The organism is Mongoliitalea lutea, from assembly GCF_014652135.1.
GTDB classification, from domain to species: domain Bacteria; phylum Bacteroidota; class Bacteroidia; order Cytophagales; family Cyclobacteriaceae; genus Mongoliitalea; species Mongoliitalea lutea.
The window spans coordinates 367,980-389,887 of the sequence record NZ_BMYF01000001.1 but is presented as its reverse complement, the minus strand read 5'-3'; the positions used below and the strand labels follow the sequence as shown (position 1 = coordinate 389,887).

Annotated in this window: 24 protein-coding genes and 1 tRNA gene; 9 read left to right on the top strand and 16 right to left on the bottom strand. The window is 37.7% G+C overall.

What is annotated here, in order from left to right; translation table 11 throughout:
- Positions 1-8: 8 nt before the first annotated feature.
- Positions 9-1,871, bottom strand: coding sequence for a hypothetical protein (locus IE080_RS01680; protein WP_189578689.1), 1,863 nt, complete (start codon positions 1,869-1,871; stop codon positions 9-11).
- 184 nt (positions 1,872-2,055) lie between these two features.
- Here IE080_RS01680 and IE080_RS01675 point away from each other — a divergent pair, with 184 nt between their 5' ends.
- Both IE080_RS01675 and IE080_RS01670 read left to right on the top strand, forming a co-directional pair.
- Positions 2,056-2,331: a hypothetical protein gene (locus tag IE080_RS01675; protein WP_189578688.1), complete on the top strand. Its 276-nt coding sequence runs from the start codon at positions 2,056-2,058 to the stop codon at positions 2,329-2,331.
- A gap of 29 nt (positions 2,332-2,360) precedes the next feature.
- On the top strand, positions 2,361-2,528 hold the full coding sequence (locus tag IE080_RS01670) for a hypothetical protein (protein ID WP_189578687.1): 168 nt from the start codon (positions 2,361-2,363) through the stop codon (positions 2,526-2,528).
- Positions 2,529-2,864: 336 nt separating this feature from the next.
- Here IE080_RS01670 and cas6 read toward each other — a convergent pair whose 3' ends face one another.
- Positions 2,865-3,650 (bottom strand): CRISPR-associated endoribonuclease Cas6, encoded by a 786-nt coding sequence (gene cas6 / locus IE080_RS01665; RefSeq protein ID WP_189578686.1) that lies wholly within the window; start codon positions 3,648-3,650, stop codon positions 2,865-2,867.
- A gap of 448 nt (positions 3,651-4,098) precedes the next feature.
- Positions 4,099-5,706 (bottom strand): phosphoenolpyruvate carboxykinase (ATP), encoded by a 1,608-nt coding sequence (pckA, locus tag IE080_RS01660; RefSeq protein ID WP_189578685.1) that lies wholly within the window; start codon positions 5,704-5,706, stop codon positions 4,099-4,101.
- Positions 5,707-6,001: 295 nt separating this feature from the next.
- On the opposite strand from pckA, the gene IE080_RS01655 reads away from it, so the two are divergent.
- Entirely contained in the window at positions 6,002-7,564 is a 1,563-nt protein-coding gene (locus IE080_RS01655; RefSeq protein ID WP_189578684.1) for a peptide MFS transporter, read from the top strand.
- 39 nt (positions 7,565-7,603) lie between these two features.
- On the opposite strand, the gene IE080_RS01650 is transcribed toward IE080_RS01655, so the two are convergent.
- The 6 genes from IE080_RS01650 to IE080_RS01625 form a co-directional block, all read right to left on the bottom strand.
- Positions 7,604-7,744, bottom strand: a complete 141-nt coding sequence (locus IE080_RS01650; protein WP_189578683.1) for a hypothetical protein — start codon at positions 7,742-7,744, stop codon at positions 7,604-7,606.
- A gap of 117 nt (positions 7,745-7,861) precedes the next feature.
- The gene (locus IE080_RS01645) at positions 7,862-8,065 is read right to left on the bottom strand and encodes a hypothetical protein (RefSeq protein WP_189578682.1); all 204 of its coding nucleotides are present in this window, start codon (positions 8,063-8,065) and stop codon (positions 7,862-7,864) included.
- A gap of 69 nt (positions 8,066-8,134) precedes the next feature.
- On the bottom strand, positions 8,135-8,620 hold the full coding sequence (locus IE080_RS01640; protein WP_189578681.1) for a hypothetical protein: 486 nt from the start codon (positions 8,618-8,620) through the stop codon (positions 8,135-8,137).
- A 70-nt stretch (positions 8,621-8,690) separates the two neighbouring features.
- Positions 8,691-9,047 (bottom strand): response regulator, encoded by a 357-nt coding sequence (locus tag IE080_RS01635; RefSeq protein ID WP_189578680.1) that lies wholly within the window; start codon positions 9,045-9,047, stop codon positions 8,691-8,693.
- Between the two features lie 89 nt (positions 9,048-9,136).
- On the bottom strand, positions 9,137-9,460 hold the full coding sequence (locus tag IE080_RS01630; RefSeq protein WP_189578679.1) for an Mpo1-like protein: 324 nt from the start codon (positions 9,458-9,460) through the stop codon (positions 9,137-9,139).
- The gene (locus tag IE080_RS01625) at positions 9,460-10,020 is read right to left on the bottom strand and encodes a DUF4136 domain-containing protein (RefSeq protein ID WP_189578678.1); all 561 of its coding nucleotides are present in this window, start codon (positions 10,018-10,020) and stop codon (positions 9,460-9,462) included. The genes IE080_RS01630 and IE080_RS01625 overlap by 1 nt, the downstream gene beginning before the upstream one ends.
- Before the next feature lie 166 nt (positions 10,021-10,186).
- Here IE080_RS01625 and IE080_RS01620 point away from each other — a divergent pair, with 166 nt between their 5' ends.
- The gene (locus tag IE080_RS01620) at positions 10,187-11,077 is read left to right on the top strand and encodes a DUF3078 domain-containing protein (protein ID WP_189578677.1); all 891 of its coding nucleotides are present in this window, start codon (positions 10,187-10,189) and stop codon (positions 11,075-11,077) included.
- Between the two features lie 200 nt (positions 11,078-11,277).
- On the opposite strand, the gene IE080_RS01615 is transcribed toward IE080_RS01620, so the two are convergent.
- From IE080_RS01615 to sucC, 3 genes are all read right to left on the bottom strand, one after another.
- Entirely contained in the window at positions 11,278-12,111 is an 834-nt protein-coding gene (locus IE080_RS01615) for a universal stress protein (protein WP_189578676.1), read from the bottom strand.
- A gap of 144 nt (positions 12,112-12,255) precedes the next feature.
- Positions 12,256-12,329: transfer RNA gene (locus IE080_RS01610), tRNA-Arg, on the bottom strand.
- Positions 12,330-12,338: 9 nt separating this feature from the next.
- Complete coding sequence (gene sucC / locus IE080_RS01605) at positions 12,339-13,553, bottom strand: ADP-forming succinate--CoA ligase subunit beta (protein ID WP_189578675.1); 1,215 nt, start codon at positions 13,551-13,553, stop codon at positions 12,339-12,341.
- Between the two features lie 137 nt (positions 13,554-13,690).
- Between sucC and IE080_RS01600 the strand changes: the two genes are divergently transcribed.
- Entirely contained in the window at positions 13,691-14,356 is a 666-nt protein-coding gene (locus IE080_RS01600) for an ABC transporter ATP-binding protein (RefSeq protein ID WP_189578674.1), read from the top strand.
- A gap of 17 nt (positions 14,357-14,373) precedes the next feature.
- On the opposite strand, the gene IE080_RS01595 is transcribed toward IE080_RS01600, so the two are convergent.
- Complete coding sequence (locus IE080_RS01595; RefSeq protein ID WP_189578673.1) at positions 14,374-14,823, bottom strand: DUF6252 domain-containing protein; 450 nt, start codon at positions 14,821-14,823, stop codon at positions 14,374-14,376.
- A 166-nt stretch (positions 14,824-14,989) separates the two neighbouring features.
- On the opposite strand from IE080_RS01595, the gene IE080_RS01590 reads away from it, so the two are divergent.
- The 4 genes from IE080_RS01590 (at position 14,990) to pncA (ending at position 18,874) form a co-directional block, all read left to right on the top strand.
- Positions 14,990-15,790 (top strand): DMT family transporter, encoded by an 801-nt coding sequence (locus tag IE080_RS01590; RefSeq protein ID WP_189578712.1) that lies wholly within the window; start codon positions 14,990-14,992, stop codon positions 15,788-15,790.
- Between the two features lie 81 nt (positions 15,791-15,871).
- Positions 15,872-17,353, top strand: coding sequence for a nicotinate phosphoribosyltransferase (locus IE080_RS01585; protein ID WP_189578672.1), 1,482 nt, complete (start codon positions 15,872-15,874; stop codon positions 17,351-17,353).
- A complete protein-coding gene (prs, locus tag IE080_RS01580; protein WP_189578671.1) occupies positions 17,340-18,260 on the top strand; it encodes a ribose-phosphate diphosphokinase in 921 nt (306 codons plus the stop codon). Before IE080_RS01585 ends, prs begins: the two co-directional genes overlap by 14 nt.
- Complete coding sequence (pncA, locus tag IE080_RS01575) at positions 18,257-18,874, top strand: bifunctional nicotinamidase/pyrazinamidase (protein ID WP_189578670.1); 618 nt, start codon at positions 18,257-18,259, stop codon at positions 18,872-18,874. The genes prs and pncA overlap by 4 nt, the downstream gene beginning before the upstream one ends.
- Before the next feature lie 315 nt (positions 18,875-19,189).
- On the opposite strand, the gene IE080_RS01570 is transcribed toward pncA, so the two are convergent.
- The 3 genes from IE080_RS01570 to IE080_RS01560 all read right to left on the bottom strand — a co-directional run bounded on the left by IE080_RS01570 (position 19,190) and on the right by IE080_RS01560 (position 21,907).
- Positions 19,190-20,677: a M28 family peptidase gene (locus IE080_RS01570; RefSeq protein ID WP_189578669.1), complete on the bottom strand. Its 1,488-nt coding sequence runs from the start codon at positions 20,675-20,677 to the stop codon at positions 19,190-19,192.
- A 116-nt stretch (positions 20,678-20,793) separates the two neighbouring features.
- Positions 20,794-21,519, bottom strand: a complete 726-nt coding sequence (locus IE080_RS01565) for a pseudouridine synthase (protein ID WP_189578668.1) — start codon at positions 21,517-21,519, stop codon at positions 20,794-20,796.
- Positions 21,512-21,907, bottom strand: a complete 396-nt coding sequence (locus IE080_RS01560) for a VOC family protein (RefSeq protein ID WP_189578667.1) — start codon at positions 21,905-21,907, stop codon at positions 21,512-21,514. The genes IE080_RS01565 and IE080_RS01560 overlap by 8 nt, the downstream gene beginning before the upstream one ends.
- Position 21,908 lies beyond the last annotated feature (1 nt).

Genomic DNA, 21,908 nt, shown 5'->3' with positions numbered 1-21,908 from the left:
TTACTTTTTTAGTTTTGTGATTCAGTTTTTTTAGTGTAGAAAATGTTTGGACAGAAATAGCCAACAAGTAAAGTTGCTCTTAGTTCAGTTAGTTGTCCTTCTTTAATTGGAAAGCCCAATGTCTCACTAAGGAGTTTATTTAGTTTTTTCCTTCTTAAACTAAGCTTGTGTTTGTATTTGTTGAAAGTGTTGATTATTGCATCCTGAAATGGTTTAGCTGTTGTCTTTTGTAAAAATGGTTCAAGTAAAGCATGAGTTTTTTCATTAGTCTCGCTTTGGTCCAATAGGAAATAAATTAATTGACCAGCTCCAAAAGCAAAAAGTTCTGCATCATTTTCATGATGATAATGTAGATCATCATTTTCAAGAACCTCCAATAGTCGGATCTTGTATTCTTCTATTTTATTTGGCATAATTGATTGATTTAGATTATTTGCAAAATATTGGCACAGACTGAAATATATGTTAAGTTTTGATCTTATAGTATTGGCTTTATTTTCTTTCAAATCATCCATAATTCCAGCCATACAGATGTCCGTAAATTGCTGCCATCCTAAACTTGATCTCATGGACTTATAAATAAAATCATAGACAGGCTTTCGGTATTTGAGCATAAGTGAAAACATTGTTGGTCGATACCATTTAGATTCGATTTCCTCAAAATATTTAAATGTAGCTCCTTTTTCTTCATCATAATTTACTAGTTTATAATCAAATAAGCGACCTATCACTTCTCTTTCAAAGTCAAAGACATCAGTAAGGTAGATTGCCTTGACTAGTTCCTGCTCTTTCTTATTGATATATTTCTCATTCTCTGTTACATTCTCAATAATCCATCTTTTAGGATTTCCATCCTCATCTTTTACATTAGACAATAAATACTGGAATTTAGATATATATTCGAAATCCTTGAGTTCTACTTTTTTTCCGGTTGTGATATATAGTAAATAGTAATTGCCTATATCTTTTTGCTTTTTGAAAAGTAATTCTCTAATAATATCTCTGTGAGATAGTTTTTGATTTTCTGTTCGATGAAAATACTGTATAGCTTTTTCCGTTAATTCTGGTTCATCAATAAATATAGGCAAAGGATTTGGTAACAACCTTTTGTTGGCATAAAGCTGGAACTCTGTAAGCGCTTTAGCTTCTTGGGCACTTATTCTACCCGTGATATCGAAAGCTGCTGTTTGATGTGTTAAAAAAGGTTTTTTACTATTGAATCCATTATAAAAATTACTTGTGCCCAATATCTGATCTTCTACTTCAATATTGAACTCAGAAGTATTAAAAAGACCGTCAGCAATATAAAGTTCTTTAAAGTTAATGTACTTTTCAATTGGTTCATCTTTGTAAAAAATTATATAATTACTAGCATCCAGTTCCTCATATGCCGGTAGTTTATTTAAAATTTCATCTAACTGATTTTGCAGGAAATTTTTGAATTGTACAGCCTTTTGTTTCTCTAGATCATCCAGTTTAAACTTTATATCGAAGGTTTTTGAGAAATAACCCTCCAAACGTTCCTTGATGTTTGGCTTGGTACTGTCTTTTGGATACTTCTCTCCACCAATCCAAGATTCTCGTTTAAATGCTACACAAAAGGGGCTGGCAGAATGGATTCCCTTGGCAGGTAAGTCAAAACACTTATTTGTATCTATCATCCAAGCAGATTCCTGCTTTTTAGCACATTCCTTTAGGAATTGAGATGTTTCTCCATGTTTTTTTCCTAAGTAGCGTTCGCTTCCTAGAATATGAGCGTTACCTTCTTCATCAAATTTTATAAGAATATGAAGACCTGCCTTTGGCTCAAGTGCGCGTTCCTTTATTATTTCAGGAACAGTATATATGAATTGTGTGAGTTCTTTAATCATATTAGCAAATTAATATTTTTTTCTCAAGTATTATATTAGTAAGATAGTTTTTTTATCTTTACATCTCCACAGGAATTGAAAGAGTATCAGATTTGTAAGTTGAAATCTTTAATCGCACCAATGTGGATTCCCTGGAGGAATTTGTTTTCCTCCAGTTTTCTAATCAAATAAAAGCTAAAGGAATATGGATATAGATTTTTCTGAGCTAAGCCTCGCGAACGGAGATTATCCTGATGGAATCTCACAAAGAGAAATTTTGTCTGTTCTGTCAAATGCAAATCACAAATTGCATAATATCCCAGGTTTTCCTTTGAAAGAGTTTTATACCCTAGCTTGTGGCTATAGTCAAAGTAAGAGAATCCTGTTGATTGCTTCTCGTGTAGTAGAATTGAAAAGGCAGATAATTCAGGTGAAAGTTGCTGATGAAAATGAGATTGAATCCTATTATTGCAAAGGTTGAAATCACCATTTTTTTTATATATTTGGTCTATGAAATCAAAAGCTAACTTCAGTCCTAATCCATTTGCTAATGCCCATACAAAAGAAGAAAAAGAAAATGTATGGAATTTATTGAAATCAAAAGCTGTACGCTTGAGTAGGGAAGAGGCGGAAAAGCTTTTGAAGGAAGCTATTCGCTTACAAAAAGCAGAAAAGTAATTCCACAATGACTGTTTTGTTTTTTTGATTAAGTTTCCTCTGTAAAATAAATATGAGGTAATATGAAGGAATGTAGGATTTAATTGCTGCATGTAAAGATGTTTTTCAATTCGCTTGGTATCACTTATGTCCAAAAAATACATCCCAATTTGCTTTAATGATCGTAACCTACCAATCAATCCCATGTCAAAAGAAAGGATGAATGATTTGGAAAAGAAGTTTGCACCTTTTGTCGAAGAGATCAAGGAAAAACTAAAAAAAGATAGTTCCGAAAAGGTTAAATTAACTTCCACTCTTAAATCCTGACAATATGTTGGTTTTAGGATAATCATTTCTTTATTGTTTCACCTCCACACACCCAAATCCCTGACTACCCAAATGCCCAAATCCGGCATAATAACCTATTTCCTGAAGCTCAACCGGTGCAGTAAGCTGAAACTCGAACATGTACCCTATGAGATGAGAGGCCATATGAGTGTGTTGTTTAATGCGCACACCTTTTTTATATACTTTTCCATGGACCAATAATTCACACGAAGGAACGGATTCTGTTAAAAATTTATGTTCAGTTGTTAATGCAAATGCAAGAGACTTATTGCATAAGTTTTGAATCAGTATTTCTTTGTAAAAATCCTGATTAGGGGCTAAGTAATTTTCACCTCCATCTGCTCTTTTTTGCTTTATGAGTAAAGGGGAAATACATCTGTAGTTCATTTTTTCTTGAAATATTGGTGGAGTAGAGCCTTCTATCCCAACTACTTCAAAATCTATCCTTGAAATTTTGTCGCCAATGCTAATTTTTTGATGAATAAATAATCCCTTAACAAATTCTTCGGCAGCTTTATCTACCAAAAAGCTTATGTAAAAATAAGCATACTCACCTTGATGTTCTATCCGCTGCTCACTTGTGTAAACTTTACTCTTATCAAATTTTAGTTGAGAAAAAGTAAATAGTTTGAAACTATTCCCTTTGACAGTATAACCCGATTCATGCAAAAATTTTGCAAAATCACTATCTGAATTATTGATGATTTTATAAATGACGGATGATAATTCGTATTTATAGTTAATTGGAATAAATTTTCCTCGACTTGTTCTTGCTAGATTTATTTTAAACCTCATAACTATAAATTTTTCTGTAAGGTAAAAACTACTTCCATATAAGTAAAATTAGTGACATAAATTGTCAGTAAAATAATTTTATTACTCTTGTAAGGTTTGAAAAATAGGTTGTAGTTACAATACCCTGATCAGGGTATTTTTTAGGAGATTTTCTTGGAAAACAACAAAACGACACCTGCCTTTTTAGAAAAATGATGTTTTGCTCTTGTGTGAAAAGAATATAATTAACATTAAGGACGATCATCCAAAAACTGCTTCTTAGCTAAAAATATTTCTCCACGCATTTTTCTGTCCTTTCCGTGTGTTCTGTGAGATCCTCTTGTCTAACTTCTAATATCTAGCGTCTCACGTCTACCTTTAGGAAGATATCAATTTATTCACAGTATAAAAAAAGGGCACTTTTCAGCGCCCTTCTGTTTGGGTTTATAACTCGGAAAAGAGTTAGATTTTATAGGTTTGGAGCACCTGCCAGGATATCTTCGCTGGCAAATTCTTTGTACTTTTCAAAATTTTGGATAAATGCAGCTCCTAATTCTCTAGCCTTTTTATCATACGCTTCTTTGTCTGCCCAAGTTGCCCGTGGACTTAAAACTTCATCCGGAACATTTGGACAGGTCTCAGGAATGCCAACGCCAAACACGCTATGGGTACGATAGCCTACATTGTCCAAAGCTCCTTCTAATGCAGCAGTAATCATGGCCCGGGTATAGGCTAGCTTCATGCGATTGCCTACTCCATAGGGACCTCCTGTCCAGCCGGTGTTTATCAACCACACATTCACCTGATGTTTTTCCATCTTCTCACCAAACAGAGCTGCGTACTGCGTGGGGTGCAAGGGTAGGAAAGCAGCTCCAAAACATGCGGAGAAGGTGGTTTTAGGCTCTGTAATCCCTACTTCTGTTCCTGCTACCTTGGCAGTGTAACCTGAAATGAAGTGATACATTGCCTGACTCTTGTTCAGCTTAGAGATAGGAGGGATCACTCCAAAAGCATCTGCGGTTAAGAAGAAGATATTTTTCGGAATACCTGCCTCGGATGGAATCAATGCGTTGGAAATATGATCAATAGGGTAGGAGGTACGCGTATTTTCAGTAACTTCTTTATTGCTATAGTCCACCGTTCTGCTTCCAGGAAAAAACCGTGTATTCTCTACAATCGCACCAAATTTGATGGCATCCCAGATCTGAGGTTCTTTTTCACGGCTCAAATCGATTACTTTTGCATAGCAGCCGCCCTCAAAATTGAATATGGAGTCTTCGGTCCAAGCATGTTCATCATCGCCGATAAGCGCTCTTTTTGGGTCTGCTGAAAGGGTTGTTTTTCCTGTACCGGATAAACCAAAAAAAACAGCAGTGTCTCCATCTTTGCCCATATTTGCAGAACAGTGCATAGATAATACCCGATGTTCATGAGGTAAAATATAATTCAAAATAGAAAAAATTCCTTTTTTCATTTCGCCAGCGTATGCTGTGCCTCCTATTAGAAGCATGCGCTTGCTAAAGTTGATGATGGCAAAGTTTTTTTGTCTGGTGCCATCTACCGCAGGGTCGGCTTCAAATTCCGGAGCGCAGATGATCGTAAAGTCACTACTGAAGTTCTGCAATTCTTCCGCTGTAGGCCGGAGGAACATGTTGTTACAAAATAAATTATGCCAAGCTAAGGTATTGACAACCGTCAGGTTTAATCGGTAGCGGGCATCGACTCCTGCAAATGCTTGTCTGGTGTAAAGATTTTTATCTTTCAGGAAGTTGAGCATTTTGTCCAATAGAAGATCAAATTTCTCTTCCTCAAAAGGGATATTGATATCTCCCCACCATACGGAGTCCTTGGTCTGTTCATCAAGGACAACGAATCTGTCTTTTGGCGATCTTCCCGTAAATTCACCGGTATCGGCCATCAATGCGCCAACATCGGTTAGTGTGCCCTCACCGTTTTGAAGTGCATGTTCTACCAATTCGGCAGGTGTAAGGTTACAAAATACCTGTTTGGTGGTGTGTATCCCTAAAGAAGATAAGGTTTGGGTTGGTTTTTGTAGGATTAATTCTTGTGTTTCCATAAAAAGGATAGCTGTGCAAATGAAGCCCCAAAGATAGAGATAAAATTATTTCAATCCTGTGTAAAAAGTCCTTTTTTTTGCTTTTCAATCGATTTCGAAAATAATTTTTGCTTATTTAGTATAGCTATAATAATTTCAAAAACAACCTTGTTTTGATTGAATTTTTTCAAAAAACCAATAGTCTTACTGATGAAAATGGATTTATGTTGAGTAGTGTGAGGAAGCGAGAAAAAAATCTTATCATTGTAAGTATAACTATTTGAATGTATAGACAAAAAATTATTTATTAGACTGAATGAAAGATCAACAGATTGATTTGTTTCCTGGCCCAACCCTATTTGGCCATCCCAAAGGATTGATGACTTTGTTTTTCACAGAAATGTGGGAACGCTTCAGTTACTATGGTATGCGAGCTCTTTTAATCTTGTTTATGACTGCTGCCATCGCCGATGGAGGTTTGGGTTTTGATGATAAAACTTCGGGGGCTATCTACGGGCTGTACACGATGGGCGTATATTTATTTGCTTTACCCGGTGGTTGGTTTGCAGACCGTTTGTTAGGGTTAAAAAAGTCAGTGTGGTACGGTGGGATTATCATTGCTTTAGGTCACTTTACTATGGCTTTGCCGGGCTTGATGGCTTGGATATCTCCAGAAACGGGGGTCAAAGAATCCTTAACCGCATTAGATACCAATTCCTTCTTTCTAGGATTGATTTTGATCGTCTTGGGCACTGGCTTGCTAAAGCCAAATATCAGCTCTATCGTTGGGCAATTGTACCCTGCTGGTAGCTCTAAAAGAGATGCTGGATTTTCAATTTTTTATATGGGTATCAATATTGGTGCTTTTATTGCTCCAATTGCTTGCAGTACTATGGCTATTTACGATTGGCATTTGGGCTTTGGATTGGCTGGATTGGGAATGGTCATAGGATTGATTCAATATAAGTTGACGGGGGGAAGTCTTTACGGTTATGGAGAAGAAGTTTCATTTGTGACTTCAGAGGAGTTACGGAAAAAAGAGAAGTTACAACGGGCTATTTTGATGATTGGAGCCATCTTTGCGCTTATGCTATTACTCTTTTTTTTGGGAGTGATTCCGATTGATGTTACGGTAATTGCCAAAGCCTCAGGGAATATTATTGCTGCAGTCGCAGTTCTTTATTTAGGCTATGTTATTTTCTTCGGGGGCTTAGATTTGTCCGATCAAAAGAAAGTGGGAGTGATTGCTATTCTCTTTTTGTTTTCCGCTTTGTTTTGGTCTGGTTTCGAGCAGGCAGGTTCTACCCTGAATTTGTTTGCAGAGCGCTTTACAGATCGGGATTTATTTGGATGGGAAATTCCAGCAGGATACTTTCAATCTGTAAATTCCATGTTTATCATCCTTTTTGCTCCTTTTTTTGGTGCTATGTGGGTATGGTTAGGTAGAAGGAATTTGGAGCCTAGTTCTCCGTTGAAATTTGCATTTGGATTATTATTGTTAGGGTTAGGTTTCTTAGTTATGTATTTTGCTGCCAAGATTGCTGCATCGGGAGATTTGGCTGCACCAACTTGGTTAATCTTTACTTATATGCTCCATACCTTTGGAGAGCTGAGTTTGAGTCCTGTAGGGTTGAGTTTGGTTACCAAACTGGCACCGGCACAATATGGAGGTCAAATGATGGGCATCTGGTTTCTATCGGTTTCTTTGGGGAATTTGATTGCCGGACTGATTGCAGGTGAGGCGAGTGGGGGTACGGAAGAAGCATTGGCACAGATGCCAAGCCAGTATTTGATGATTGTCGCTACTACTGTCGGGACAGGTTTACTCTTATTATTATTGAGTAAACCAATTCGAAAAATGATGGGAAATGTGCATTGATAGAAAGACAATAAAAAAAGGAGGGAAAGCCTCCTTTTTTTATTCTTCGTCTTTTTTGGAGACGGTGTTTCTGAAATCAATAGCTGAAAGTCCTGCACCTAATCCTACAAGGATGCAAACAATCAACAAGAATAGCTGGGCTCCTGACTCAATTGGAGAACTGAAAATTTGTAGTAACATGATATGACTGTTTAATAGTTTTCTCTTTTTTAAACGTTCCAAAGATAAGGCGGTTGCACTTTCCTTCAAAGCCTTTAAAATAAAAAGCAGCGAATTAAGTACTCGCTGCATTTCTGATTAGTCAATTTCGTCATCGAAGTCATCAAAATCTTCATCGTCGAAATCATCATCAAAGTCGTCGTCGTCATCGAAGTCAACGAAATTATCATCAATCAATTCGTTTTCTTCGTCTGCATCGTAGACTTCGTCTTGGAAATCTTCTGCAAACTCATCCTCTTCAAAGTCATCGAACTCGTCGAAATCGTCATCTAATTCCTCCATAGTGTGATAATGATTTTAATATTAGTTTCAACTTGGTTTGTCTGCTGCTAAATACGTTAAAATATGTATTTAAGCCAATACTTTTGATGGGATATTTTTATTACTTATTTCTTCAAGGGTGACAGGATTTTGGCTAAGCCACTCATTTTCTAAGATATCAGCCCATGTTTCCATATATAAAATTACATCCTCTTTCCTGTTTTTTTCCATTTTCTCTCTGCGTTCAAATGGAATTTTTTGAAGAATTTTTGGATCTGACAAACGCTCAAGGTGTTTAAGCTCATCTATAGTCAACCCTGCTTCTGTCATTTTTGAAATCATCAAGTCCATAGGATAGCCACTTGTCGGACAATAATCGATCAATTGATCGTTCCAATCACCGCTTTTCTGCATTGCAAATTGGTGTATTTCCGCTTTTGTTAGCTGTGTTAATTCCTGTGCAAGATTACCACAATTGCAGGCTCCCATATGTCCCCATTGATATGGAGCGTTGTTTTTAAGTTTCTTAACAGTTTTTCTAAATGCCTCAATCAGCTTTAAACTTATTTTAGCCATATTCATCAAAATTTAATTCCATGAATATAACAATTAAAAAAATGAGGATGTTTACAGGTTTGTAAAAAAGCTACACAAAAATTTTCTTGATGAATTTCTTTATCAATGGTTTAGAAATATAATCTTTTACGATTTCATAATTGGATGCTTTGGAAATATCCCTTTCATCAACAGAACTACTTAAGATATAGACCTCAGGCTTATAATCGGATGGTTCATATCTTTCTAGAAAATCCCAGCCGTTCATTTCAGGCATGTTTAAATCTAAAAATAAAAAATTAGGTGTTATAGAAGATACCTTCTCTAATGCCTCAATAGCACTTTGATATTTGTAAATAATGTGAGGACAATCAATGTTACTTGAAATCAATTTTTCTGTAACAAACGAACTAATCGGATCGTCATCAATTAAAACTATTTTTAGCATTATGTTTCAAATAAGGTGTTGTGAAATACAAAAAACAATATACAAATATAATTGAGAAAAATCAATAAAAATTAAAAAGAGACTTTTTTTTACTTATTTTTTGGATTGAACTTTTGCTTTCCCATTAATAGATCAAAAAACAGAATAAAATCTGATGCTAAGCTGTACAATGGATATTGAAAAGTTGCTGGCTTATTTTTTTCATAAAAAAAATGGCCAATCCAAGCAAATCCATAGCCAATTAATGGAATAAGCAATAAAATCCATGCATTCACGAGGTAAATAGCTAAAAATAATACCATAAATACAAGGGCTGTTCCAATAAAATGCAGCCTTCTACAAGTGGGATTTTGGTGTTCTGATAAGTAGTAGGGATAAAATTCTTTTAAGGATTTGATTCGTTTAGTAACCATTATCGTTTGGGTTGATTGTTTGTATGTTCAAGATAAGCTTTACCTACTAATTTTACGGCTTTTTCTAGTTTTTTTTGTTTTTCCCGGGGATTGGCTGTTTCAGTGACAGCAGTAATCCTGATCACAAGCTTTTCTTGGGTAGGGTCTATAAAATCTACAATAAATTGAAATAGCTCATAGTTCTTTGTTGAAATTGGGTTCATTCGGTTATTCCACATGGGGTCAAACATCCATGGATCCCAAACACGCATTCCCCACATTGGCATCATAGGAGCGTTATAAGTTTCTTTTTGTCTGGGGTCTTGGTTGGATGTATATCGGATAACTACATCAGGGTTTGTTTTATCATAAACCATACCTTGGCTTTCCAAAAAATTTTGTAGGCCACTTGATGCAATTGCATCCAAAAATGTATCTTGAAAACCTGCTATTTTTGCCTCCTGATTGACAATGACAAATGTCTGATAGGAAGGAACAGGTCTTACTTCCATCTTCTCTTTGAAGATGTCAATAGAGCTACAAGCACATAGAAAAAAGGCCAAAAGGATTAAACTTCTCATAATTCTTTTTTTGTTACTAAACGTAAGTTCTGATTTTTAGATTAGGTTTATATTCATTTATAATTCGTTTTTTATTGCCAACAATTATTTGAAATTTTGTGGAGTTTTAAAAATCATCTTTTACATTTAAAAATAAATGTGTTTTAGAATTTTAAATTTCAAGGAAATGAGAAAAGTTTTATCATTAATTTTATTTATCATTATTTTCAATGGTTTACAAGCTCAAGATGGGGCTTCAACTGATTTGCCGCAAGACACGACCTATTGGGACTCTGAATTTAGTATTGGTTTTAATTTTAATCAAGCATCGTTTAGTGGTAACTGGAAAGCAGGGGGAGTTAACTCAATTGCATTTGGTTCCATTGCTACAGGAAAAGCCAATTATGCAAAAGATAAGTTTTCTTGGGATAATCAACTTGAGTTAATCTATGGGGTTGTGAAAAATGAAGGTCAGGAGTTTAGAAAGTCCAATGACCGGATTTTTTTAGATTCAAAAATTGGTTATAAAATTAATGATAAATGGGGTTATTTTTCATCTCTCAACTTTATCACCCAATTCACAGATGGATTTGATTTTTCAGGGCCAGAAAACAGACTTATTTCAGGATTTTTTGCTCCAGCATTTTTGACTACAGGTTTTGGTTTAGAGTATAAACCAAATAGTGACTTTGCGTTAAGATTAGCTCCTCTATCTCCTAGATTTACATTTGTAAGTAATTCTGCGATTAGTGATAATATTCCGGGTAATTATGGTGTTCCGATTGGACAAAACATACGCACTGAATGGCTAGCTTTTCAACTATTTGCAACCTACAACAAAAAGATTTCTGAAAATTTAAGCATCAATTCTCGCTATCAGTTATTTGCTAATTATGAGACTTTGGCATTTAAAACTATAGATCATCGATTGGATTTTACCGTGATTGCTAAAATTACAAAATATGTAGACGTTACTTTCACAAGTATTAATGTTTACGATATTGATATGGATCCAGGAATTCAATTTTCGCAAGCTCTTGCACTGGGTATATTGTACAAGGTCAGCAATAAAAAGTAGGTTTGAGAATTAGATTTTTCCAAAATATTTTGATTTTTATAAATATGTATTATTTTTGTTTCAATTGTGGTAGTTAAATAATAGTTGGTTTAGTTTTCATATAAAGGGCAGGGGAATTTCTCCTGCTTTTTTATTGTCTATAAACCAAATAAGGCAGCTCTTTTGAAGCTGCCGGAAAAGTGCAATAAATCTTCTCATTATTATTTTTTTACTCGGATACTAATAACCGGTAATTCTGTCATTGCAATTAAGTTTTCAGTAATACTTGGGGAGAAGTACTGCATCAAATCAGACTTTCCATAAGTAATGGCGGCAATTCCATCACCACTGATTTTTGTGGCATATTGAATGATTCCACGCTCCTCTTTAAAGGCATCATAGATTTCAATGTCATGATTATAAGAGGCGTATTCTTTCAAATATTCTTTTCCAACATGGTAAATGTCGTCAGTTTCCAAGAAATAGGTTGGTGTATTCACAAACAGCACTTTCAGTTTTGCCTTTAAAGACTCAGCTAAGCGTTCCACTTGTTGGAAACTCTTCCCTGTCTCTTCTTTGAAATTGGTTGCAAATACAATAGTCTGAAGATCTTTTTTTGGATTATTCTCTTTGACGATGATTACGGGTACTTCTGAGCGTCTAATCATAGAATACGTGTTTGTACCCAAAACATGCTCTTTGAAGCCGTATTGACCATGGGATCCCATGATTACTAAGTCAATGTTTTCAGACCTCACATAATGGTGTATTTTTTCATTTCCATCGTAGAAGACAAGTAATTTTTTAGCGCTTAGCCCTTCGCTTTCTGCTTTATTGACCAAGTCAGTGAGCTGTTTTTTAGCGAATGCTATTCGCTCCTTTGTCTCAGGGAATAACTCCTCCTGATCTTTTCTCAACTTACTCCAGTCTACCGGAGTAATGACAATATGGAGGAATAATAATTCGCTTTGAAGCTTTTTTGCGATGGCAAATCCATAATCCACTGCGGCATTTGCGCAAGAGGAGAAATCTGTAGGGATGAGTATCTTTTTCATGGCTTTCGTGGGTTTTGTTCTTATTGTACCCAAAGCTACCGTAAATTTTAGCCAAAAAAGATGTTCGAAATCAGGTCAAAAAATGATAAAAATCATAATGAGAAAGCCCTGCATAATTTCTTATGCAGGGCTTTGAATGATTTGTACACCCGGAAGGATTCGAACCCTCAACCCTCGGAGCCGAAATCCGATATTCTATCCAGTTGAACTACGGGTGCAACAAAATCTTATGCAGAAATAGCTGCTCTAACTTTTTCAGCTGCTTCTTTCAAAGTAATCGCAGAAGCAACTTTTAAGCCTGACTCATCAATAATTCTTGCACCTTCTTCAGCGTTGGTTCCTTGCAAACGAACGATGATAGGTACTCGAATATCTCCAATGGACTTGTAAGCTTCTACCACACCATTAGCAATTCTATCGCAACGTACAATACCTCCAAAAACGTTGATCAAAATAGCTTTTACGTTTGGATCTTGTAGGATAATTCTGAAACCAGCTTCCACAGTGGTTGCATTTGCACCGCCCCCTACATCTAGGAAGTTAGCAGGTTCACCACCGGACAACTTGATCATATCCATGGTAGCCATCGCCAAACCAGCACCATTTACCATGCAACCTACGTTTCCGTCAAGTTTCACATAGTTCAAGCCTGATTTACCAGCTTCTACCTCCAAAGGATCTTCTTCAGCCAAATCTCTCAAGTCAGCCAAATTCTTTTGTCTATATAAAGCATTATCATCCAAGTTAACTTTAGCATCAACTGCCAAAATTTTGTCATCAGATGTTTTCAATACAGGGTTAATCTCGAATTGAGCAGAGTCAGAACCAACGTATGCATTGTAAAGAGATGTGATGAATTTTACCATTTCTTTGAATGCATTGCCTTCTAATCCAAGTTTGAAAGCGACTTTTCTAGTTTGGAAACCTTGAAGACCCAATTTTGGATCAATCCACTCTTTGATGATTTTCTCTGGATGCTTTTCAGCAACCTCTTCAATATCCATACCCCCTTCAGTAGAAGCCATGATCACATTGCAACCTTTCGCTCTGTCTAAAAGGATGGATAAATAATATTCTTTAGGTTCAGAAGCACCAGGATAATATACATCCTCCGCTACCAATACCTTATTTACTTTTTTACCTTCTTCACCAGTTTGGATGGTTACCAAAGTACCACCAAGGATATCCGCTGCTTTAGTTGGAACATCTTCCATTTTTTTCGCAAGGACCACACCATTGGATCCGGTTTCCTTTACTTTACCTTTACCTCTACCACCTGCATGGATTTGAGCCTTGATTACGTACCAGGAGGTTCCCGTTTCCGCATTAAGTTTTTTTGCCGCTTCTAGGGCTGCTTCCGGTGTATCTGCTACAATACCTTCCTGAATTCTAACCCCGTAGCTTTTCAAAAGTTCTTTTGCTTGATATTCGTGTATATTCATCCTTGTAAATTTTTGCCCGAAGTTAAGCGCTCTCGGTCGATTTTTCAAAAAAGTCTGTGCTCTTTTTGGGAAAATTATCCCATTTTTGAAAAGAAATACATCAGTGGTTAGTTAATCAAGCGCGTACAAAGTAATTCATGTTAGAGGCAAAAGGCATTCAAAAAAAATACGGAGATCTCCATGTACTTAAGGGTGTGGATGTTATCATCAAAGAAGGGGAAGTGGTGTCCATCGTAGGTGCTTCCGGGGCTGGCAAAAGTACGCTTTTACACATTTTAGGTACCTTAGACCAACCAGATGCGGGGGAAGTTTCTCTGAATGGGAAAAAAATTTCAGGACTGAAAGGGGATCAACTCGCAGACTTCCGAAATCAACATATCGGTTTTATTTTCCAATTTCATAATTTATTGCCAGAGTTTACGGCAGAGGAAAATATTTGGATTCCTGGCTTAATTGCTGGTAAAAAATTACGTGACATTCAGAAAAGGAGCTCTGAACTGGCCAAAATGCTCGGTCTATCTTCCCGATTGTCTCACAAACCTTCCGAGCTTTCGGGAGGAGAACAGCAACGGGTAGCAGTAGCAAGGGCTTTGCTAAATTATCCACAAGTTGTTTTTGCTGATGAACCTAGTGGGAATCTAGACACAAAAAATGCCCATGCGCTGCATAACTTATTTTTCACCTTAAGGGAAAACTCCGGACAAAGTTTTGTAATCGTGACCCATAATCAAGAATTAGCAAAAATGGCCGATCGAACACTTACCATGAAGGATGGAGCCATTTTGTCTATGATGAACAGGTAAGCAGGGTTCACTAATTATTACTTCATTACATTAACATCTGTAAACTTTCCTTCAGTTATTTGTATATCCGAACCTCCGCCCATAGCGGGTTTACCAATGAAGGAAAAAGTGCCACTAATTTTGTTGCCTTCGAATGAGGAAATAGTGACAGTGCCTGAATTAGCTAAATATACAGTTTGATTAGCATCTGTGTAACTTGCATTTCCTGCCAAATTATAAGTCCCTGCTTTGTCGCTCATAATTGTAATTGAAAAGGCAGATCGGTCGCCTTTTCCTGCTCCGATATTTGTGCTCACTATACTCCCGACACCAACAATTCTACTGTTTCCAGAGCCTTTCCAAACTGTTCCGTCGACTTTTGCTTCAAAGTTTATTGCGCCGTTTGGACTATCGTCATCACTGCATGCCGTAGTTAACATGATTACTGCCAAAAGGAATAATGAGAAGATGTTTAAGAAATGTTTCATAGCTTTTTTATGTTAAAATTCGCTGAATGTTAAAGGAATTGAAATACCAACATCAGGGTATTTTCTAATCCGTGCTATTGGGTACTAGGTTTATTTCTTGGATTAAGCTTACTTTTGCCCAAGTAATATGAAACCTACCGATTTGGGGAATAAGAGTATTGTACACATGCTGTTGGCAGGCTTCTTTTTTGCCTTGATGAATGTATCTGTCAAGATGATTCCTCATATCCCTGCGATAGAAATCATCCTTTTTCGATCAATTTTCAGTTTCTTTTTCACCTATTCGGTTTTGACAAAGCGTGCGATTCCCATCTTGGGGACCAATAAAAAACTCTTGATAGCCCGTGGAGTGGTGGGGTCCATTGGCTTAATGGCTTTTTTCTACACACTGCAAGCAATTCCTTTGGCGAGTGCTGTCACCATTAATTATCTCGCGCCCATTTTTACAAGTATCCTAGGGATTTTTATAGTGAAAGAAAAAGTTGCAGTCAGGCAATTCATTTATTTTGGGATTTCTTTTCTGGGTGTTCTAGTGATTCAAGGTTTCGATCCTCGTGTTTCCATGATGGATTTGTCTATTGGTTTGATTGCGTCTATTGCCATGGGCTTGGCTTATAATATCATCCGGAAACTAAAAAACAGCGAACATCCACTCGTCATCATGATCTATTTTCCTATGATCACCATTCCAATTGCCTCCATTTTAACCTATTGGGTATGGGTTCCACCTGTAGGCTGGGATTGGATGTATTTATTATTAGTAGGGATTTTTACACAAACGGCCCAGTATTTTATGACGATTGCCTATCAAAATGCCGAAGTAGCTAAAATATCAAGCTTGAGCTATGTTGGAATCATTTATGCTTTGGGCTTTGGCTTTTTAATCTTTGGAGAGACGTATGATTTAGTGGTATATATTGGAATGGCGTTGGTATTGTTAGGTGTGATTTTTAACATTCGGAAATGATTTCGTAATAAAAATTTAAATTCTAGGCTATCAATCGGCATGATTGGTTATTTTTGATTCATCAAATTTTATTTTCTACCCATGAAAATCACCAAAGACCTGTACCAAGGTTCACTGGCTTTATTGACGGATTTTTATCAAATCACCATGGCTTATGCCTATTGGAAGTCAGGAAAAGCAAATGAGGTAGCCACTTTCAATCTGTTCTTTCGTAAAAATCCCTTTCAAAGTGGCTTTACGATTGCTGCCGGTCTGGATTATGTAATTGACTTTTGCCGAAATTTTCATTTTGATCCAAGTGATTTGAAATACTTGGGAGAAATGAAAAATAAAGACGGAGCGCTCACCTTTGAACCAGCTTTTATTCATTACCTGGAAAAAATGGAATTCTCCTGCGATGTGGAAGCAGTGGAAGAGGGGACGGTTATTTTCCCGCACATGCCCATAGTGAAAGTAACGGGACCTTTGGTGCAATGTCAGCTGTTGGAAACACCCTTATTGAATATCATCAATTTTCAAACCTTGATTGCTACCAAAGCGGCGCGGATTTGCGTGGCCGCTAAAGGAGATCCAGTATTGGAATTTGGATTGAGAAGAGCCCAAGGGATTGATGGAGCATTAGCGGCAAGTAGAGCGTCTTATATTGGTGGGTGTACCTCGACGAGTAATGTGATGGCAGGTAAGCTTTTTGGGATTCCGGTATCAGGTACGCATGCCCACAGTTGGATCATGTCCTTTGATTCAGAAATTGAGGCCTTCAAAGCCTATGCAGTTGCATTTCCTGAAAAATGTGTTTTTTTAGTTGATACCTATGATACCATCAACGGGGTAAAAAATGCGATTGAAGTTGGGTTATGGATGCGGGAACAAGGTCACGAGCTGTTTGGTATACGGATTGATTCTGGAGATTTGGCCTATTACAGTACGATTGCACGAAAAATGCTGGATGAGGCAGGTTTTCTAGATGTGAAAATTGTGGCAAGCAATGATTTGGACGAACATATCATTACATCCCTGAAGATTCAAGAAGCGGCAATCAATGTCTGGGGAGTTGGAACCAAATTGGTTACGGCCTATGACCAGCCGGCACTTGGGGCAGTGTATAAATTAGCAGCCATTAAAAATGACTACGGAGTTTGGGAACCCAAAGTGAAAGTTTCTCAGCAAAGCATAAAAATTAACATCCCTGGTAGGCAAGAAGTTGTCCGGTTTTTAAAAGATGGAAAAGCTATAGCCGATATGATTTGTTTGGAGGGGGCCTTGGATGATTCAAAGGAGTTTTTAATAATCGATCCAAACGATTCTACCAAACGGAAAAAAATCAAGACTACAAATTTGGAGGTAGTTCCCTTACTGAAAACGATTTTCAAAGCAGGTAAAAAAGTCTACCGTCGCCCAAGCATAGACGCCATTCGTATCAATGCTCAAGCCAATTTGCAACAGTTTGATAAGGCGCATAAACGATTAGTCAATCCGCATATTTACCCTGTAGGATTAGAAGAAAAACTGTTTGAAATGCGTACATCTCTGGTGCTTAAAATGAAAAATTATGAAGGAGAGTAAGTTAATCGTCTTTTCAATCAAAGATTATCAGTATTTGCTCAAAGAAGTATTAGCAGGAGCTGATGTTGAAGAAGGGAAAATCGATGTAAAAATATTTCCAGATGGAGAAAGATATCAGCGTATACTCACTTCGGTCAATGGAAGGGATGTAGCCTTAATTGGCGGAACGATTTCTGATACTGATACCTTGGAGATTTATGATTTGGCGTATGCATTGATTAAGTATGGAGCCCGTTCCATTCGTCTTATTTTTCCATATTTTGGCTATTCCACCATGGAAAGGGCTGTCAAGCCAGGTGAAGTAGTTACTGCCAAATCTAGAGCGGTGATGTTTTCTTCTTTGCCTAGAACAAGCTTAGGAAATCACTTCTACTTTTTTGATCTTCATTCTGAAGGCATTCCTCACTATTTTGAAGGGCAAGCATTGATATCTCACATTTATTGTAAGTCTATTATCATTGAAGCAGCACAGACGTTGGCAGATGAGGGATTTGTGATGGCCTGTACAGATGCCGGTAGAGCCAAGTGGGTCGAGTCTTTGGCCAATGAAATGGGGATCAATGCAGCTTTTGTTTTCAAAAGAAGGGTGTCTGGTGAAACAACTGAAGTAACAAGTATTTCGGCAGATGTACAGGGAAAAGATGTGGTCATTTATGATGATATGGTCCGCACAGGTGGTTCTTTGATCAATGCAGCTAAAGCATACAAAGCAGCTGGAGCAAAAAATATCTATACCATCACTACTCATGGGCTTTTTACCAATAATGCAATTGAAAAAATTAAATCCTCAGGAGTCATTGAAAAGGTTGTCACAACAAACTCACATCCAAATTCACTCCATTTAGATGAATCGTTTGTTGAAGTGAAAAGCATTGCGTCCATTATTGTAAATCAATTATCCCAATGAAAGCATTAATAATCGTAGACGTACAAAATGATTTTATCCCAGGTGGTGCCTTAGCAGTCAATGAAGGAGATCAAATTGTACCCTTAATCAATAAAATCCAGGCAAAGTTTGACTTTATCGTTGCCACACAGGATTGGCATCCAGCTAACCATGGCTCATTTGCGGCAAACCATAAAGGAAAGAAAGTAGGAGAGTTTATTGACCTGAATGGAGTGAACCAATTTTTGTGGCCTGTCCATTGTGTGCAGGGAACTACAGGAGCAGAGTTTCATGCAGACTTGGACAGTTCTGCATGGAAAGCGATCTTTCAAAAAGGAACCAATCCTTTGGTGGATTCTTACAGTGGTTTTTATGATAACAATAAACAAGGAGATACAGGCTTGTCCGCATATTTAAAAAATGCAGGTGTAAGCGAATTGTTTGTTTGTGGCTTAGCTACTGATTACTGCGTAAAGTTTACAGTATTGGACGGACTGTCTGAAGGTTTTGCTGTAAATCTTATTGCTGATGCAACCCGAGCGGTAAACATAAAGGAAGGAGATTTTGATGCTGCTATCGAAGAAATGAGGACAGCTGGCGCCATGATCGTCCAAGCTAAAGAACTTATTTTATAAAAAACCGCAACTGATGGGGATTAATAGAAGTCCATCAGTTGCGGCTTTTGAATTTTGATTAATTCCAGTTTACGTGTCTAGAAAATACGCGAGTCATTTTTTTATGGTGTTATTTCTAACACCTCACGATTTTTCACTGTTCGTTTCACTACCAAGTGAAGAGTGTCAACGTAGAAAAACCATTAAGGAATTAAGAGGATTAATAGTTCTGACATCCTAACACTAAACAATCAATAACTGCTCACTGTCCACTGACTTCGGCTTCACTCAGCCACCGTGGTAGTTCACTACTACTCACTGTTCATTGTTCACTGCTCACTTCCCACCATAAAGCTGTCTTCCAACTTCCTCATACTTATCCCCAGGAGCCCATTTTGGACGTTGGTTCCAATTCGCGATTTTTTCTGCGGCTAGAATATATGATTTCCAATAAGCGACGGCATAATCCAAATCAAAATTATCTACCTGATCGCCGGGCTGATGGTAATATTTATTGATCTCATCATCGAATGCTCTGAAACCTAAACTGAAGGTCGGCGCTGGTATACCTTTTCTTGCAAAATTGACATTATCAGATCTATCGTAGAGTCCTTGTTCTGGTGATGGGTCGGCAATGGCTTCTTTTCCAAATGCAGCAGCAGCCTCTTCCAGTAAAAAATCTGCGCTTGTTCTTCCCAAGCCGATCACGGTGAAAATAGACGTATCATTGTATCCCCCGTTGTCAATATTCAGGTTGTATATGATTTGATTCAATGGAACCAATGGATTTTCAGCGAAATATTCGCTTCCTAATAGGCCTTTTTCTTCAGCTGTCCAAGCACAAAATAGAATCGAACGCTTTGGAGGGTTTTCTGCGAAGTACCTTGCTGCATTGATAACTGCAACTGTTCCTACCGCATTGTCACGGGCTCCATTGTAAATAGAATCACCATCTGCATTCGGTCTTCCTACCCCAATATGATCATAGTGTGCAGAAAGCATCACATATTCATTTTTCAGCACAGGATCTGTCCCTTCGATGACAGCTACTACATTTTTACCTACAATTGCTTTGTTGATTTTTCCCTCGATTTGGAAGTCTGCATGGGTCAATTGACGATTACCAACGGCATTGATGGTCTCATTTTTGGTATCCTGAATCCAGATGTATGGAATGCTTTCACCTCCGCCTGTTTTATCTACGGTTAGCTGTGGATTGTTTAAGAAATTAGCCACTAATGGCCAGGGAACAGTAGGTACATTGTATACTTCTACCAAGCCGATAGCTCCTTTAGATTGTGCTAAGGCTAATTTTTGTCTTCCTGCTGCAAATAGTCCTCGGGGAGAAAGATTTCCTGGACCACCTACATTGCAAACTACCACTTTCCCACGAACATCTTTTCCTTCAAAATCTGCTTCCAGTCCATAACCCGCTACAATCAATTCGTAGGAGCCTGTCAAGGAAGGTCCATCTAATACCAACATGCCTTCTCCTTGTTTGAATGTGTTATCTCCAAAAGTCACTTCTCCTTTGGTGGGAGGGGAAGATAAGCGGAATGGAATATGTTGATAATAGCCGTTTGCATTGGTTAGTTCTTTGGCTCCATACTTCCAAAATTGCTCAGCAATATAGCGGGCTGCTGCGTCGATTTCTGGACGGATAGGGTCTCTACCCATCAATTCATCAGATGCGAGGTATCTGAAATGGGAAATGGCTTCCAGCTCATGGAAGTTTTTTTCAATGGCATCTTTGCCTCCTTGTGCGAAACTTGCGAAAGAGGCCGCTGTAAGCAATAAACTGAGTAGTATGGATTTTTTCTTCATATATACATGTATTGTAGCCTTGAAGATAGTACTTCTCGAAAAAATAAACAGGATTATTGCTGCTTTTTGTCTAAGCGGTTGCTGCCCGGGCTTATGCCTGAGATGAAAACGTAGGCTTAAAACCCACTTGGATCTGAGGGATCCCATGTAAATTCTAAACGCTTTAGGTACTTTTGAAAGATAGGCGAGACCACTGCTTGAATGGTAATCGGTTCTTGCGTAAATGGGTGTACACAAGATAGCTGCCAAGCATGCAGGAGGAGGTTATTGAGTCCCCATTCTTTTCTGAAAAAATTGTTTTGGGTGTTGTCTCCATGAGTGGTGTCCCCAAGGATGTAATGACGTATATGAGCCATATGTCTACGGATCTGATGCATACGACCTGTATGAGGATGACAGCGTAGTAGGGAATATCTGCTACTTGGATATCTTCCCGTCGTGTTGTAAGGAATGCTTGTTTCGTCCAAGACCCAATAACTTGTTTGAGCTTCTTGCAGCTCCCCATAGATTTTCTTTTTGAGTGGTTGATCGATTAAACCTGATTTCTCTTTCAGATGTCCTCTAACAATGCAGAGATAGTTTTTCTCAACTTCAGAGGAGCGCAAAATGGGCTGCATGCGAGAAGCTGCTTCGCTTGATTTGGCAAATAATAATACACCTGTGGTGGGTCTGTCGATTCTATGAATAGGAAATACTTTGATGCCTGTCTGGGCTTGGAGGATTTTAACAGCAATCAAATCCTCCTCTTCATCTGCCAAATGAGTTTTATGTACCAACACACCCGCAGGTTTGTTGATAGCGATAAAGTAATCATCTTCGAAGATAATCTCCAGCTTAATCATGAACTGCTGGTTCTATTAGGTCCCAAAGGTTGCCATAGAGATCTTCGAAAACAGCCACTTTTCCATACGATTCTACCACAGGACCTCTCACGATGGTCACTTGATGGTCCTGAAGTCTGGCGAAATCCCGGTCAAAGTTATCGGTGTGTAAAAATAGAAATACCCGTCCACCTGTTTGGTTACCGATGCTTTGCGCTTGTTTTTCATTAGCAGCTTTTGCAAGCAATAATCCACAAGATGAACCAATTGGTCTAACCACTACCCAACGTTTGGTAGGGGACTGAACGGTATCTTCTATCAATTCAAATCCCAAAACCTTTGTATAATACTGAATAGCTTCGTCATAATCTCTGATTACGATAGCGATTTGTACTAGTGATTGCTTCATT